Here is a 15,358-nt window from a genome sequence, read left to right as displayed (position 1 = left end):
CGGGGCTCCGCGGGGCGGCCTGGTGCTGGCAGTCGCACCACGATCCGCCACGGCACTCGCCGTGGTGGCGCTCCCGGCACGACCCGCAGATCATGCTTCCATTGTCACCGATGAGCGCCGAAGCATGCGTCCGGGCCGGGTCCGGACTCCGAATCACTGATGATCATGGGCGGGTGGCCGTTGTGAACCGTCAAAGCGGGTATGTCGGCACAATGGGGCGAGTCATGACCGGGTCGGGGGGCGATCGGCATCCGCTGGACGCGGGCCGGAGGACGGCGGTGAGCCGCCCGCCGCGGGCGACGCGGATCACCGGGATGGGCGATGGGGCGTGGTACGGGCGCCCGACGCCCTACGGTGGGGCGGTGTGACCACCGTCTCCGATGCCGCCGGCGTCACAGGCGCTCCGGCCGAGGGCGCGGACGCGAAGAGACCGGACGCCGGGGGGCACCCGCGCGCCCGCAAGGCCCGCAGGGTCGGCTGGGCGCTGATCCGCGGGACCGTCGTCGCGGCGTTCCGCCACCGGGTCACCGGGCTGGCCGCCGAGGCCGCGTTCTTCGCCCTGCTGTCGCTGCCGCCGCTGGTCATCGGGCTGATCGGCACGATGGGCCACTTCCGCGGCGCGCTCGGCGCCGACACCGTCGCCGAGGTCCGCACCTGGGTGATCGAGCAGGCGCAGACCGTGCTGACCGGCCCCGCGGTCGACTCGGTGGTGATCCCGCTGATCGACGACGTGATCAAGGGCGGCAGCCCGGACATCGTGTCGCTCAGCTTCCTGATCTCGCTGTGGGCCGGGTCGCGGGCGACCAACGTCTACGTCGACACCATCACCATCTCCTACGGGCTGTCGGGCATCCGCGGCGTGATCCGCACCCGGCTGCGCGCGTTCTTCCTCTACCTCGTCGGCCTGCTGGTGATGCTGGTCGTCATCCCGCTGCTGGTGGCCGGGCCCGCGCTGGTGCGGCAGGCGCTGCCCGAGAGCGCCGGGTTCGTCCAGCTCTTCTACTGGCCGGTCGTGGTGACGCTGTCGGTGGTCTTCCTCGCGACGCTCTACCACATGAGCGTTCCCGTGCGGACGGCCTGGTGGCGCACGGTTCCCGGCGCCGTCGTCGCGCTGCTCATCTGGATCGTCGGCAGCATCGCGCTCCGGCTCTACCTGACCGGCTCGCTCAGCGGCGTGTCGGTGTACGGGTCGCTGTCGGCCTCGATCGCGATCCTGGCCTGGCTGTACGTCGCGGCGCTGGCGGTGCTGATCGGCGCGGCGCTGAACGCCGAGATCGATCGGATGTGGCCGGGCGCCAACACCGCGCGGGCCCGCGCCGTCCGCGACGCCCGGGAGGCCCGCGAAGACGCCCGCAATGCCCGGGAGGGCCCGCCCCCGCCCGCTCCGCCAGGGGTGTCGAGGGCGCCTGACGTGCCGGAGGGGGCGGAGGCGCCCGAGAGGCGGGCGACGGCGTCCGGGGGGCCGTCGGGAACATCGCCGGGGGCGTCCCGATCGGACCGGGTGGCAAAAGGTAAAGATTGCCCCGAATAGGGGTCTGAAAAGGCCAAACATGTCGTAACCTCGCGTTGCATGACCCCCCGTGAGGAGACCGGCAGGCTCCGTACCGTCACCGGCACGATCGCGACGTCCGCCGTCACCGGCCCGGTGCTGGCGCACGAGCACCTCCGGCTCGACCTGCGCTGGCCCGAGCGGCCCGCGCTGGTCGACTCCGACCCGCGCCGCTGGCTGGACGAGGAGAAGGCCGTCACCGCCGAGCTGGCCGGGCTGCGCGCCGAGCACGGGCTCGGGCTGGTCGTCGACCTCGGCTGCTCGGGGATGGGCCGCAACGCCGCCGCGCTCGCCCGGATCAGCGCCGGCGCCCGGGTCGCGGTGGTCGCGGGGACGGGCGTGTTCACCGAGCCGTTCCACCCCGCCTTCGTGGCCGGCGCGGGCCACGAGCAGATCGCCGAGCGGCTGCTCGCCGAGATCGGCTTCGGCCTGGACGGCACCAACTCCCTGCCCGGCGTGATCGGCGAGATCGGCACCTGGGGCGAGGCGCCGACCGAGGCCGAGGAGCGCTGCCTGCGCGCCGCGGCCCACGCCGCCCGCTACTCCGGCCTCTCGGTGGCGACCTACGGCCGCGCCGGCATGGCCCAGCTCGACATCCTCACCACCGCCGGGCTCGCGCCCGAGCGGATCTCGGTCGGCCAGCAGGACCAGGTCGACGACCCCGGCGCGCACCGCAAGGCGGCCGAGTCCGGCGCGTACGTCTCGTTCGGCACCCTCGGGCTGGCCGGCGACGATCCCGAGGCCCTCGGCGCCCGCGTGCGCGCCGTCATGGACCTGCTGGAGGCCGGGCACGCCGAGCGCGTCCTGCTGAGCACCGGCGTCTCCCGGATGACGCAGATCGCCCGGTACGGCGGCAGCGGCTACGGCTACCTCTTCGACGTCTTCCTGCCCGCGATGCGCGCGGCCGGCGCCGACGACGCCACCCTGAACGGGATCCTGTGCGACAACCCCGTCCGGTGGCTCACCGCCGGAGCCCGCTCCGCCTGACGGACGTCCCGACAAAAGGTGGGACGGGCGGATACCGCCCGAACTGGGTAGGGGCATGGGCAGGGGGTGGCGCTGATGCCCAGGAGACCCGCGAGCGCGGAGTCCGCCGCAGAGTCCGAGACGGGGTCCGGCACGGAGGCACGTCCCGTCCGGCTGCCGTTCACCGACCGGGCCGAGGCGGGCCGCGTGCTCGCCGGGCGGCTGGTGCCGCTCGGCCTGGACGACCCGGTGGTCCTCGCGCTGCCCCGCGGCGGCGTGCCGGTCGGGTACGAGGTCGCGCGGCGGCTGGACGCGCCGCTGGACGTGCTGGTGACCCGCAAGATCGGCTATCCGCCGCAGCCCGAGCTGGGGGTGGGCGCGGTGGCCGAGGGCGGCGGCCCCGTCTTCGACGCCGGGCTGCTGCGGCGGCTCGGGCTCGGGGAGGACGACCTGGCCGGCACCCTCGCCGCCGAACGCGCCGAGCTGGACCGCCGCGTCCGCGCCTACCGGGGCGACCGCCCGCTGCCCGGCCTGGCCGGACGGCCCGTGATCGTGGTGGACGACGGCCTCGCCACCGGCGGCACCGCCCGCGCCGCGCTGCGCGCCGTCCGCGCCGGCGGCCCGGCCCGGCTGGTCCTGGCGGTGCCGGTGGGCGCGGCGGGCACCGTCCGGGACATGGAGGCCGAGGCCGACACCGTGGTGGTGCTGGCCGCGCCGTCCGACTTCCAGGCGGTGGGCCAGTGGTTCGTGGACTTCCGGCAGCTCACCGACGCCGACGTCGTCGCCGCGCTGGACCGGGCCGCGGAGCAGCGGGGGACGGCGCCGTGACCGGCGTGCTGGTGCCCGCGGGCGGCGTGCGCCTGGAAGGCGAGCTGACCGTGCCGGACGGCGCGCGCGGGGTCGTGGTGTTCGCGCACGGCAGCGGCAGCGGGCGGCACAGCCCGCGGAACCGGGAGGTGGCCGCCGCGCTGGTCCCGCATGGGCTCGGGAGCCTCCTGTTCGACCTCCTGACGCCCGCGGAGGACGAGATCGACCGGCACACCGCCCGCCTGCGGTTCGACGTCGCCCTGCTCGCCCGGCGGCTCGGCGACGCGGTGCGGTGGACGCGGTCGGAGGCGGGTGTCTCCGCCGCCGCGGACCGCCCGGTGGGCCTGTTCGGCGCGAGCACGGGCGCGGCGGCGGCGCTGACCACCGCGGCGGAGCGGCCGGACGACGTGGGGGCCGTGGTGTCCCGGGGCGGGCGCCCCGACCTGACCGCGCCCGCCGCGCTCGGGCGGGTGCGCGCGCCGACGCTGCTGATCGTCGGCGGCCGGGACCTGGAGGTGCTGTCGCTCAACGAGCACGCGCTGGACCGGATGGACGCGGCGCGCGGGCACGGGCTGAAGGTGGTCCCGTGCGCCGGGCACCTGTTCGAGGAGCCGGGTGCGCTCACCGAGGTGTCCCGGCTCGCGGCGAAATGGTTCACCGCGAATCTGTGTGATTGACCCGCATTCTCTCGGCCGTTGCGGTAATGGCCTTGCGTGTTCTTCCGGCAATGGCATGGAACTGTCGTGATCGATCTGTGACACGGACGGGCGCGGGTCTCGATGATCATCGGGGCCGGGCCAAACGAAAACGGCCCCGCTGCTGCGGGGCCGTTACGTTTTCTGGTGGCGTGCCGGGGTGCGCGATGGGAGCGTTCGAACAGTCTCGCCCGGTCGGCTAGGCGGCGTTCGCGCGACGCATCCGGCGACGGCGCTCGGACGCGCGCTCGTCTTCGTTCAGACCGCCCCACGTGCCGTACTTCTCGGGCCTGGACACCGCGTAGTCCAGGCACTCCGTGCGGACGGGACAACCCATGCAGATCTGCTTCGCCTTGCGCTCGCGGATCTCACGTTCGGGCTGGCGCTCGCCGTCGGGACCGAAGAAGAGCACGAGGTCTTCCCCCCGGCACGCCGCGGCGTCCTGCCAGCCCCAGCTGGGACGAGGGAGGTTTGCCTGCCGACGTACCTGAGCCATGGAACACCCACCTTGATTGGTTTACTGAGCAATTTCGGACATGGACGCCCGACGTGCTTCAAAGACGTGCGTCAGGTGCGACGTGCGTCAGAAGCGCCGATTGGTCCAACGTCTGGAGTTGCCGCTCTGTTCCCCGCCCGGTGCTCCGGGAACCTGGGGTCACGCGACAGGAAGCCCTCGAATGGGGCCTCAGTGAGATTACACGAGGGCTGCCTCGTTGAGAAGGGTGAGCTCCCTAACAATGTAGGTTCCGAGGTTCTCTTGACACTCCGTGCCGCAGGGATCGTCCTGAGTGACTCTCTCGAAGACGACCCGGAATCGAGCATTTTGGGCTAGCACGACCGCCTCGTACGGGGACGTTCCGGTGACCGACCGGGCGGTCACCGCGTCCACACCGAGGAGGCCGGTGTGCGCGCGGACGAAGTGCTCCGCCGCCTGTGCCGGCTCGGGGACCCCGGCCCTCCCGCGCAGGTGCGCGAGGGCCACTTCGCCGCGCAGGTAGCCGCCTGCGGCGTCCAGCGCGGCGGCCAGGCCGAGGTCGCCGTAGTAGATCCCGTGGGGGAGGCACACCATGTTGGCCGCGTAGCGGTCGCCGCCCACGTGGGTGGTCTCCCAGACGAGGTCGCCGAATCGCTCGGCGAGGCCCCGGGCCAGTGGCGCGCCCGTTCGGGCGCAGCAGACGTTGCGGCGCCCGTGCGTGCAGACCAGGAAGACGGGCTCGGTCACCGGTTCGCCGAAGCCGGGCCGCCGCCCCGCCGCGACGGCGGCGAGGTCGAGCCCCGCCAGCTCGGCCGGGTCGGCGAGCTCGCGGCCCTCCATCCACACGTTCCCGCCCTGGGAGAAGCCCGCGTACACCTGGAGGGGAGGGATGGCCCTGCGGCGCCCTGTGCGCCGGATGAGCTGCGGCCGGACGCCTTCGGCGAGCGCGGCGCGCACGGTCTCGGCCATCGGACCGGGCCCGATGAGCTGCTCGACGCGCTCGGGCCAGGGGCCGGGGTGCTCGAGCAGTAGCCAGCCCCGCGCCTTGGCCGTCGCGCTCGCCAGCGCGGGCCGCTCGCCCGTGTGGCTCCCCGGGCAGTGGTCGCAGCCCTTACCGCGCGTCAACAGAGTCCCCCGATTGGCTCACTGTGAATTAGGTTAGGGTAACCTAATTCACCTACCCCGGCCCAGTGCAAGTGACACACCTCATACCTGCGCGGCGGACGAGGCGGACGCGGCACCGGCCGCCGGGCTGCGAATCGGCGGCGCGGGCACGGTGCTGACTTCCGGCCGAACGGAACAAAAAGGGCAGGGTGTCAGGGTCGGGCGAGGGCGGCCAGGTGGGCCTCGGCGGCGGGCAGTGCCGCGTCCCGGTCCGCGGTGACCAGGCCGATGCGGGTGCGGCGGTCGAGCAGGTCGGCCGCGTCCAGGGCCCCCTCATGCCGGACGGCCCAGGCCAGCTCCGCACCCAGCACCGGCAGGCCCGGCACGACCGGCTCCAGCAGCGCGGCGTCGTCGCGGGCGAGGCCGGCCAGCAGGGGCGCCTCCGTCCCGTACCGGCCCACCAGGCGCTGCGGGGCGTCCAGGGCCGCCAGGCGGTCCGGCGCGGCGGCGCCGACGAGGGGGACGCGGGTGGTGCGGCTCGGCCCCGCGTCGACCCGCCCGGCCGCCACCACCGCGTCCACGGCGTCCTGCGCCATCCTGCGGTAGGTGGTGAGCTTGCCGCCGACGATCGTGACGACCCCGTCCGGGGAGGTCAGCACCGCGTGCCGCCGGGAGATGTCGGCGGTGCTGCCGTGCCGGTCGTCCAGGAGCGGGCGGAGACCGGCGAACGCCCCGATCACGTCGGCGCGCGCGACCGGCGCGTCCAGCGCGGTGCCGAGGATGTCCAGCAGGAACCCGATCTCGCTCTCGGTGGGCACCGGCACGTCGGGGACCGGGCCGTCCGCGGGCTCGTCGGTGAGGCCCACGTAGACGCGGCCGTCGCCCTGCGGGATCACCAGCACGAACCGGCTGGTCTCGCCGGGGACCGGCACGTGCATCCCGGCCGAGGCCCCGCACAGCGCCTCGGACCGCAGCACCAGGTGGGTGCCCCGGGACGGGCGCAGCCGCACCCCCTCGACCAGCCCGCCCGCCCACACCCCGGCCGCGTTGACCACCGCGCGGGCGCGCACGTCGATCTCCCGGCCGGTCAGCTCGTCGCGGACCAGCGCGCCGCCGCCGGTCAGCGTCAGCGCGCGGCAGCGGGTGAGGATCCGCGCGCCGTGCGCGGCGGCGGTGCGGGCGAGCGCGGTGACCAGGCGGGCGTCGTCGGCGAGCTTCCCGTCCCAGGACAGCAGCCCGCCGCGCAGCCCGTACGGGCGCAGCGCCGGGGCGAGCCGGAGCGTCTCCACCGCCGACAGGCGGCGCGGGCGGGGGAGCGCCGAGCGCGGCGTGCGGGCGGCCAGGCGCAGCGCGTCCCCGGCCCGCAGCCCGGTCGCGGTGATCGCCGCCTGCCGGTGCGTCACCAGCGGGGTCAGCGGCAGCACGAACGGCATCGCGCGCACCAGGTGCGGCGCGGTGCGCTCCATCAGCACGCCGCGTTCGACGGCGCTCTCGTGCGCGACGCCGACATGCCCGCCCGCCAGGTACCTGAGCCCGCCGTGGACGAGCTTGGAGCTCCACCGGGACGTGCCGAACGCCAGGTCGTGCGCGTCGATCGCGGCGACCGACAGGCCCCGGGACGCGGCGTCCAGGGCGACGCCGGCCCCGGTGGCGCCCAGTCCGACGACCAGGACGTCCACCACCTCGTCCGGCAGCGCGGCCAGTTCGCGGGCGCGGCGCGCGGCGTTCAGCGAGGACCGTCCGGGCGCGGGTGGGGTGCTCAAGGCGCGAGAGTCCTCTCGAGGATGTGGCGGAGTTCGGCGTCGAACGCGGCCGGGGCCAGCTCCGGGTCGCCGTCGCCGTCGCCGTCGCCGGTCATGGTCTGCGTCGACAGCGCGAACGACTGGACGACCAGCAGCAGCGCGCGGGCCTGCCGGACCGGGTGGCCGGGCCGGACGGTGCCGTCCCGGTGCCCGGCCTCCAGCGCCTCCTCGAACAGCGTGAGGAAGGCGAGCTGGCTGGCGCCGCGCCGGTCCAGCATGTAGGGGAGCAGCAGTTCGGGATCGACCTCCAGTATCTTGCGCAGCAGCGGGTGCTCGCGGAACGTGCGCACGCCCGTGACCAGGCCGTCCACCAACCGGTTCCGGACGGGCCTGCCGTCGTCGGCGGGGTGCACGGCGGAGGCGATCTCGACCCACTCGCGGGTCATCAGGTCGCCCACGATGGTGCGCACGTCCGGCCAGCGGCGGTAGAGCGTCATGCGCGACACCCCGGCGCGGCGGGCGATGTCGGTCAGCGTGGTGCGCCGCACGCCCACCGCGAGGACGCAGTCGCGGGCGGCGTCGAGCACGGCGTCGTCGGCGGTCCTGTTGTGACGATTCGACGTCATGTGTCACAGTGTAAGCCACGGCCGGGAACACCCTGGCCGGCACGGACAGGAGGGCGCGGTGGAGACCCCGGACATGCTGTGGAGCGGATGGGGCGACCCGGCCAGGGCCGCGCCGCTGCCGGAATCGGTGGCGGGCCTGCTGCGCGACCTGCTGGGCGTGCGGCCCGCCGCGTCCGCGCCGGTGGCCCTCGGCGACATCGCCGTCCCGGCGTCCCGGCTGTCCGCGGACGACCTCGACGCGCTCGCCGAGGCCGTCGGGGACGCCGCGCACGTGCGCACCGGCACCGAGGCGCGGGTCCGGCACACCCGCGGCAAGTCCACCCCCGACCTGCTGCGCATCCGGGCCGGCGACGCCTCCGACGCGCCCGACGCGGTCGTGCTGCCCGGCTCGCACGAGGAGGTCCTGGCGGTGCTGCGCGCCTGCGCCGCCCGGCGGATCGCGGTCGTCCCGTTCGGCGGCGGCACCTCGGTCGTCGGCGGCCTCGCGCCGCAGGGCGTGACCGGGTTCGTCGCGCTCGACCTGCGCCGGATGGACGCGCTGGTCTCCGTCGACACCGTCTCCCGCACCGCCGTGCTCCAGCCGGGCCTGCGCGCCCCGCGCGCCGAGGAGCTGCTCCGCGAGCACGGCCACACCCTCGGCCACTACCCGCAGTCGTACGAGTGGGCGACGATCGGCGGGTTCGCCGCCGCGCGCTCCAGCGGCCAGGCGTCCGCCGGCTACGGACGGTTCGACGACATGGTCCTCGGCCTGACGGTGGCCACCCCGGAGGGGGAGCTCGACCTCGGCCGGGCGCCCCGGTCCGCCGCCGGGCCCGACCTCCGCCAGCTCGTGCTGGGCTCCGAAGGCGCCTTCGGCGTGATCACCTCGGTGACCGTCCGGATCCACCCCGTCCCGGAGGCGAGCGCCTACGAGGGCTGGCGGCTCCCGGCGTTCGGCGCGGGCGCCGCCGCGCTGCGCCGGGTCGCGCAGGACGGCCCGCTGCCGGTGGTGCTGCGGCTGTCCGACGAGACCGAGACCATGATCGGGCTCGCCGACCCGGAGGCGGTGGGCGGCGGGATGTCCGAGGCGTCCGGCTGCCTCGCGGTCGTCGGCTACGAGGGCGCCCCCGGCGAGATCGCCCGCCGCCGCGACGAGGTCCGCGCGGTGATGCTGGCCGAGGGCGGCGAGCCGCTCGGTCCCGGCCCCGGCGACAAGTGGGAGCACGGCCGCTTCAACGCCCCCTACCTGCGCGACTCGCTGCTGGACGCCGGGGCGCTCGTCGAGACCCTGGAGACCGCGGCGTTCTGGTCGGCGGTCCCCGCGCTGTACGCGGCGGTCAGGGAGGCGCTCGTCGGCACGCTCGCGGGCGCCGGGACGCCGCCGCTGGTGATGTGCCACATCTCGCACGTCTACGCCGCCGGGGCGTCGCTCTACTTCACCGTCGTCTCCGCGCAGGGCGCCGACGCGGTGGCGCACTGGACGCGGGCCAAGCACGCGGTCAACGACGCGATCATCGCGGCCGGAGGCACGATCAGCCACCACCACGGCGTCGGCACCGACCACCGCGACTGGCACGCCCGCGAGATCGGCCCGCTCGGCGGCGCCGTGCTGCGCGCCGTCAAGGACCGGCTCGACCCCGCCGGCGTGCTCAACCCAGGAGTCCTGATCCCCCCGTCCGGCGCGCCGCAGGAGTAGCCGTGGTCACCTCCCCCCGTACCTTCACCGCGATCGTCAACCCGGCCGCGGGCGGCTCGGCCTCGGCGTCGACGCTGATCCCCCTGGCCCGGACGCTGCGCGAGGCCGGGGCGGAGCTCGCCGTCGAGTACAGCCGCGGGCTGGAGCACGCCGCGGCCCTGGCCCGCGCGGCGGCGGCGGCCGGGCGGGTGGTGCTCGGCGTCGGCGGCGACGGCATGGTCGGCGGCGTCGGCGGCGCCCTCGCCGGGACGGGCGCCGTCCTCGGCATCGTGCCGGCCGGCCGGGGCAACGACTTCGCGCGGCAGCTCGGCGTCCCGTCCGACCCGGCGGAGCTGGCCGCGCTGCTGCTGGAGGGTGAGCCGCGCCGGGTGGACGCGATGGAGGCCAACGGGACCGCCGTCCTCGGCAGCGTGTACGCGGGCGTCGACGCGGTGGCCAACGACAACGCCAACCGGACCCGGCTGCTGCGCGGCTCGGCCGCCTACTACGTCGGGGCGCTGCGCGCGATCGCGACCTGGCGGCCCGCCGACTACCGGGTCACCGTGGACGGTGCGGAGCACCGGCTGCGGGGCTACACCGTCGTCGCCGCCAACTCCGGCTACTACGGGTTCGGCCGGCACATCGCCCCCGGCGCCCGGGTCGACGACGGCCTGCTCGACGTGGTCATCATCCGGCACGCCCCCCGGCGGCTGTTCTTCGCCGTGATGCGGGAGCTGCCCGACGGCTCGCACGTCCGGCGTCCCGAGGTCGCGGTGCTGCGCGGCCGGGAGGTGCGGATCGAGCTGGCTGATCCGGCCCGCACGCTGCCCTACGGGGCGGACGGCGAGCTGCCCGGAGTGCTGCCGGTGACCGCCCGGATCCTGCCCGGCGCGCTGTCGATCCTGGCCCCATGACACCCCTCTGACCTGGATATACGGCGCATCGACGAGAATTGGCCCCCGCGTTTGGGGCGGTTTACGTCTCCATTACGGGCCCACGGATAGCGTTTCATTACGTCCCGATTAGGGACTCTGGGGCCGTCTGTGGAGGCATCATGAGAAGGCGACAGCTCGCCGTTCTGGGGGGACTCATGATGACCACAGGCGCCCTCGCCGTGGTGGCGCCGGTGTCTACGGGGGTGGCGCCGGCGACCACCACGCGCCTGGTGCCGCGGCGCCGGGGGCCGGTCCGCGGCACCGCCGCCCGGCGGCCCGCTCGCCTAAGGTGATCGCGTGCGCACCCTCCTGAACATCATCTGGCTCGTCCTGTCGGGATTCTGGCTCGCGATCGGCTACGTCCTCGCCGGGATCATCTGCTGCATCCTGATCATCACCATCCCGTTCGGCATCGCCTCGTTCCGCATCGCGGCGTTCGCGCTCTGGCCGTTCGGCAACACCGTGGTCCGGCGCCGGGACGCGGGCGCCGGGTCCAGCCTCGGCAACGTGATCTGGGTGATCGTGGCCGGCTGGTGGCTGGCGCTCGGGCACCTGTTCACCGGTATCGCGCTGTGCATCACGATCATCGGGATCCCGTTCGGGATCGCCAACTTCAAGCTGATCCCGGTGTCGCTGCTGCCGCTCGGGCGGGAGATCGTCCCCACCGGCGGCGACCGCAGGGGCTTCGAGGTCGAGTGAGCCGTCCGGGCGTCCGGGGCACCGAGTGCCCCGGACGCCCGGCGCCGTGGTGACCCAGGGTGACGGTGTTGGTGGAATATCGCATTCCGTGTGACTTGTATCACGGTCTGGCATCAGCCCGGCATCGGGCGTATATCCGTTCTGACCAGCCAACCAAGTTCTTGGTCAATTGGCCGCCATCGGCCAGCTTCGTCCGGCATCGTGACCGCCGTTCTCGGTGACATTCGCGGAGTGATCAGGCGGTGGTGTGTGTGACAACGGAGGACTCGTCCGGGCCGGGGTCCGCGGGAGGCGGGCTCGACAACGCGGCCTACGTGCAACTGAGCGAGAGCCCTGAGTTCGAGCGGCTTCGCCGGGCCTTCCGCCGCTTCGTGTTCCCCATGACGCTGGCGTTCCTGGTCTGGTACCTGCTGTACGTCGTGCTGTCGGCCTACGCGCGCGGTTTCATGGGGACCAAGGTCGTCGGGCACATCAACGTGGCCCTGGTGTTCGGGCTCTTGCAGTTCGTCTCCACCTTCCTCATCGCCTGGCTGTACGAGCGCCACGCCCGCAACAGGCTGGAGCCGCTCGCCGAGCTGGTCCGCGCCGAGGTCCCCGCGGGGACCGCCGGCGCGGGGGCCGGCGCGGCCGTGGACGAGCCCGGGACGCACGCGAAGAACGAGAAGGACGAGAAGGAGGGGCGCGAATGACCCCCGGTACGCTCGCCGCGCCGGTGCTCGCGGCCTCCGAGAACGAGCACCGCACGTTCTCGCTGATCCTGTTCGGCGTCTTCGTGGCGATCACCCTCTTCATCACCCTCTGGGCGTCCCGGCAGACAAAGACCGCCGCCGACTACTACGCCGGCGGGCGGGCGTTCACCCCGCTCCAGAACGGCCTGGCCATCGGCGGCGACTACATGTCGGCCGCCTCGTTCCTCGGCATCGCGGGGATGTTCGCCCTGTCGGGCTACGACGGGTTCCTCTACTCGATCGGCTTCCTGGTGGCGTGGCTGGTCGCGCTGCTCCTGGTCGCCGAGATGCTGCGCAACTCCGGCCGGTTCACCATGGCCGACGTGCTCGCGTTCCGGATGCGGCAGCGGCCGGTGCGCGCCGCGGCCGGCATCTCCACCATCGTGGTGTCGATCTTCTACCTGCTCGCCCAGATGGTCGGCGCGGGCGCGCTGGTGTCGCTGCTGCTCGGCGTCTCGGGCGAGAGCGCCAAGATCTGGACGATCGTCGCCGTCGGCGCGCTGATGATCTTCTACGTCACGGTCGGCGGGATGAAGGGCACCACCTGGGTGCAGATCGTCAAGGCCGTGATGCTGATGAGCGGCGCGCTGGTCATGACGGTCTGGGTGCTGTCGAAGTACAGCTTCAACCCGTCCACGCTGCTCGGCGCCGCCGCCGACGCCAGCGGCAAGGGGGAGAAGTTCCTGGTCCCAGGGCTGAAGTACGGCGCCACCGACATGTGGTCCAAGCTCGACCTGCTGTCGCTCGGTCTCGCCCTGGTGCTCGGCACCGCAGGGCTGCCGCACATCCTGATCCGCTTCTACACCGTGCCCAACGCGCGGGCGGCCCGCGCCTCGGTCAACTGGGCCATCGGCATCATCGGCGTGTTCTACCTGATGACGCTGGTCATCGGGTTCGGCGCGGCGGCGCTGGTCGGCAGCAAGGCGATCCTGGCGCAGGACAAGGGCGGCAACACCGCCGCGGTCCAGGTCGCCCAGGAACTCGGCGGCGGGGCCGGGTCGACCGGCGGGGCGGTCTTCCTGGCGGTCATCGCGGCGGTCGCGTTCGCGACCATCCTCGCCGTGGTGGCCGGGCTCACCCTCGCCTCGTCGTCCTCGTTCGCGCACGACCTGTTCGCCAACGTGTTCCGCCGGGGCAGGGCGACCGAGCGCGACGAGGTGCGGGTGGCGCGGATCGCGGCGATCGTCATCGGCGCCGTCTCGATCCTGCTGTCCATCTTCGCGCGCGGGCTGAACGTGGCGTTCCTGGTGGCGCTGGCGTTCGCGGTGGCCGCGTCGGCGAACCTGCCGACGCTGCTGTTCTCGCTGTTCTGGAAGAAGTTCAACACCTCCGGCGCGGTCGCGGGCATCTACGGCGGGCTCGTCTCCGCGGTCGGGGTGGTGCTGCTCAGCCCGATCTGCTTCGGCGGGAAGTCCGCCACCCTCCCCAAGGGCAACCCGGACGCGCTGTTCAGCGTCGACACCGTCGCGCCGATCCCGTTGCAGAACCCCGGGCTCATCTCGATCCCGATCGGGTTCCTGTGCGCCTATCTCGGCACCGTGCTCTCCAAGGAGCGCACCGACGAGAAGTTCGCCGAGCTGGAGGTGCGCGCGCTCACCGGCACGGGCGCGCACTGAGCCTCCGGCACCGGGCCCCTGAGCACCGGGCCTCCGGCACCGGGCCCTGAGCACCGGGCCTCCGGCACCGGGCGCCTCGCCGCGCTTGACGCTCAGATCACCTCCGGGAAGGGTGTGCCTGACCCTTTCTCCCGAGCGGGACGCCCCGTCCCGCCCCTCGGGAGGACCCCCCGGAGGTGATCTGTGCGTGCCGACGACGCCGAGGACGCCGAGGACACGGCGGAGCCCCGGCGGGCCGCCGCCAACTCGCGTACCTCCGAGGCGGGGGCCGGGTGGGTGTGCGGCTCGCGGGGCACCTTCAACGACCTGCTGCCCGAGCGGGTCCGGCCGCTGTCGTGGCGGCGGCCGTCGGTGCTGTGGCGCTCGCGCAACGATGTGATCGCCCGCCTCTTCGGCGACCCGTGCGACGCCATCCGCCGCCGCTGCGTCACGGCGCTCGCCGAGCGCGGCACGCCCGCCGCGTTCACCCTGCACCGGCCGGCGCCCGAGTTCTCGTTCGCGGTGCTCGGCGACACCGGCGAGGGCGACCGGTCGCAGTACGCCGTGGTGCCGCCGCTGCTGGCGGCGGGCGCCGGCACCGACTTCATGGTCATCGCCAGTGACGTGATCTATCCGACCGGCGACACCGCCGACTACCCGGCCAAGTTCCTGCGGCCGTACCGGGACTACCCGGGGCCGATCTACGCGGTGCCCGGCAACCACGACTGGTACGACGGGCTGCGCGGATTCCTGCGGGTCTTCTGCGATCTCGACGCCGACTGCGCGCCGCCGCCGTGGCGCGGCCCGTTCGGCGCGGTGGCCCGCCTGCTGTGGCGCAGGTCCGGCCCGGTCGACGAGCGGGCCCTCGCCGCGGCGCGGGCGGAGTACCGCGGCGCGGCCGGGCAGCGCGCCGTCCAGCCGGGCCCGTACTGGGCGATCGACACCCCGAGCCTGCGCATCATCGGGATCGACACCGGCGTCACCGGCCGGCTCGACCGCGACCAGGGGGCGTGGCTGCGCGAGATCTCCGCCGGCCCGAAGGCCAAGCTGCTGGTCACCGGGAAGCCGCTGCGGGTGGACGACGACCGCAGGCCGGGCGCGATCGAGGGCGGCGGCACGGTCGACGAGATCGTCCAGGATCCGCGGCACCACTACATCGCGGCGATCGGCGGCGACATCCACAACTACCAGCGCTACCCGGTGCGGGTGGGCGACCGGACCGTCCAGTACCTGGTGTCGGGGGGCGGCGGCGCGTTCATGCACGCCACGCACATCATCCCGCGCACGCACGTGGTCGACGAGGAGGAGTTCCGCTGCTACCCGCTGCGCGGCGACTCGCTGTCGCGCTACAGCAAGCTGTACGGGCGGTGGCTGCGGCTGCCGAAGCTGTTCGAGCTCACCCCGGAGGAGGCGACGGCGGCGGTGGAGCACCGGCTCGGCATCCGTCCCGGCCGCGGGTACGACGCCGGGATGACGCCGTCGCGCAGGGCCCGGTTCGTGGCGGCCGTGCTCGGCGTCCCGCGCGGGACGCGGTACCGGCACCGCCTGCTGCGGCTGCCGGTGCGCGGGCTGCCGCAGCTCTTCCGGTCGGAGATGGCCGACTGGGACCGGCCGCCGTTCTTCAAGAGCTTCCTGCGGGTGGACGTGGGCGAGCGGGAGCTGCGCATCCGCTGCTTCGCGGCGACGGGCTGCGGCGACCACGAGGCCGATCCGCCCTGCGAGGACGAAGTGACGATTCCGTTGCGCTAGGGCAAATGTTCCGAACGCCAGTTCAGGAAATCTT

14 protein-coding genes are annotated in these 15,358 nt (G+C 74.0%); 10 read left to right on the top strand and 4 right to left on the bottom strand.

Annotated elements, in window-relative coordinates; translation table 11 throughout:
* The first annotated feature begins 364 nt into the window (after positions 1-364).
* From QP090_RS21580 to QP090_RS21565, 4 genes are all read left to right on the top strand, one after another.
* Positions 365-1,531, top strand: coding sequence for a YihY/virulence factor BrkB family protein (locus QP090_RS21580; RefSeq protein ID WP_285940931.1), 1,167 nt, complete (start codon positions 365-367; stop codon positions 1,529-1,531).
* 39 nt (positions 1,532-1,570) lie between these two features.
* Positions 1,571-2,536, top strand: a complete 966-nt coding sequence (locus tag QP090_RS21575; RefSeq protein WP_285940930.1) for a phosphotriesterase family protein — start codon at positions 1,571-1,573, stop codon at positions 2,534-2,536.
* Between the two features lie 75 nt (positions 2,537-2,611).
* A complete protein-coding gene (locus tag QP090_RS21570) occupies positions 2,612-3,343 on the top strand; it encodes a phosphoribosyltransferase (protein ID WP_285940929.1) in 732 nt (243 codons plus the stop codon).
* A complete protein-coding gene (locus QP090_RS21565; protein ID WP_285940928.1) occupies positions 3,340-3,999 on the top strand; it encodes a dienelactone hydrolase family protein in 660 nt (219 codons plus the stop codon). The genes QP090_RS21570 and QP090_RS21565 overlap by 4 nt, the downstream gene beginning before the upstream one ends.
* Before the next feature lie 217 nt (positions 4,000-4,216).
* Here QP090_RS21565 and QP090_RS21560 read toward each other — a convergent pair whose 3' ends face one another.
* The 4 genes from QP090_RS21560 to QP090_RS21545 form a co-directional block, all read right to left on the bottom strand.
* Positions 4,217-4,513: a WhiB family transcriptional regulator gene (locus QP090_RS21560; RefSeq protein ID WP_021600082.1), complete on the bottom strand. Its 297-nt coding sequence runs from the start codon at positions 4,511-4,513 to the stop codon at positions 4,217-4,219.
* A gap of 198 nt (positions 4,514-4,711) precedes the next feature.
* A complete protein-coding gene (locus QP090_RS21555; RefSeq protein WP_285940927.1) occupies positions 4,712-5,617 on the bottom strand; it encodes a ferredoxin family protein in 906 nt (301 codons plus the stop codon).
* A 191-nt stretch (positions 5,618-5,808) separates the two neighbouring features.
* A complete protein-coding gene (locus tag QP090_RS21550; protein ID WP_285940926.1) occupies positions 5,809-7,359 on the bottom strand; it encodes a glycerol-3-phosphate dehydrogenase/oxidase in 1,551 nt (516 codons plus the stop codon).
* A complete protein-coding gene (locus QP090_RS21545; protein ID WP_285940925.1) occupies positions 7,356-7,964 on the bottom strand; it encodes a TetR/AcrR family transcriptional regulator in 609 nt (202 codons plus the stop codon). The genes QP090_RS21550 and QP090_RS21545 overlap by 4 nt, the downstream gene beginning before the upstream one ends.
* A gap of 73 nt (positions 7,965-8,037) precedes the next feature.
* On the opposite strand from QP090_RS21545, the gene QP090_RS21540 reads away from it, so the two are divergent.
* The 6 genes from QP090_RS21540 (at position 8,038) to QP090_RS21515 (ending at position 15,324) form a co-directional block, all read left to right on the top strand.
* Complete coding sequence (locus tag QP090_RS21540) at positions 8,038-9,639, top strand: FAD-binding oxidoreductase (RefSeq protein WP_285941394.1); 1,602 nt, start codon at positions 8,038-8,040, stop codon at positions 9,637-9,639.
* Between the two features lie 2 nt (positions 9,640-9,641).
* Positions 9,642-10,532 carry a diacylglycerol kinase family protein gene (locus QP090_RS21535; RefSeq protein ID WP_285940924.1) on the top strand — a complete coding sequence of 297 codons (891 nt, stop codon included), beginning with the start codon at positions 9,642-9,644 and terminating at the stop codon, positions 10,530-10,532.
* Between the two features lie 318 nt (positions 10,533-10,850).
* Positions 10,851-11,252: a YccF domain-containing protein gene (locus tag QP090_RS21530; RefSeq protein ID WP_285940923.1), complete on the top strand. Its 402-nt coding sequence runs from the start codon at positions 10,851-10,853 to the stop codon at positions 11,250-11,252.
* Between the two features lie 251 nt (positions 11,253-11,503).
* Positions 11,504-11,941: a DUF485 domain-containing protein gene (locus QP090_RS21525; RefSeq protein WP_285940922.1), complete on the top strand. Its 438-nt coding sequence runs from the start codon at positions 11,504-11,506 to the stop codon at positions 11,939-11,941.
* Positions 11,938-13,596 carry a solute symporter family protein gene (locus QP090_RS21520; protein ID WP_285940921.1) on the top strand — a complete coding sequence of 553 codons (1,659 nt, stop codon included), beginning with the start codon at positions 11,938-11,940 and terminating at the stop codon, positions 13,594-13,596. The genes QP090_RS21525 and QP090_RS21520 overlap by 4 nt, the downstream gene beginning before the upstream one ends.
* 183 nt (positions 13,597-13,779) lie before the next feature.
* Positions 13,780-15,324 (top strand): metallophosphoesterase family protein, encoded by a 1,545-nt coding sequence (locus QP090_RS21515; RefSeq protein ID WP_285940920.1) that lies wholly within the window; start codon positions 13,780-13,782, stop codon positions 15,322-15,324.
* Positions 15,325-15,358: the final 34 nt, after the last annotated feature.

Origin of the sequence: Actinomadura xylanilytica (assembly GCF_030283145.1) — a bacterium.
GTDB lineage: Bacteria > Actinomycetota > Actinomycetes > Streptosporangiales > Streptosporangiaceae > Spirillospora > Spirillospora xylanilytica.
The sequence above is the reverse complement of the archived record's forward strand: the minus strand, read 5'-3'. Positions and strand labels throughout refer to the sequence as shown.

Excerpts from the sequence above, each read along its gene's own strand:
- QP090_RS21540 (WP_285941394.1), top strand. The coding sequence starts at position 8,038 with ATGCTGTGGAGCGGATGGGGCGACCCGGCCAGGGCCGCGCCGCTGCCG.
- QP090_RS21560 (WP_021600082.1), bottom strand. The coding sequence starts at position 4,513 with ATGGCTCAGGTACGTCGGCAGGCAAACCTCCCTCGTCCCAGCTGGGGC.
- QP090_RS21570 (WP_285940929.1), top strand. The coding sequence starts at position 2,612 with ATGCCCAGGAGACCCGCGAGCGCGGAGTCCGCCGCAGAGTCCGAGACG.
- QP090_RS21575 (WP_285940930.1), top strand. The coding sequence starts at position 1,571 with ATGACCCCCCGTGAGGAGACCGGCAGGCTCCGTACCGTCACCGGCACG.
- QP090_RS21520 (WP_285940921.1), top strand. The coding sequence starts at position 11,938 with ATGACCCCCGGTACGCTCGCCGCGCCGGTGCTCGCGGCCTCCGAGAAC.
- QP090_RS21545 (WP_285940925.1), bottom strand. The coding sequence starts at position 7,964 with ATGACGTCGAATCGTCACAACAGGACCGCCGACGACGCCGTGCTCGAC.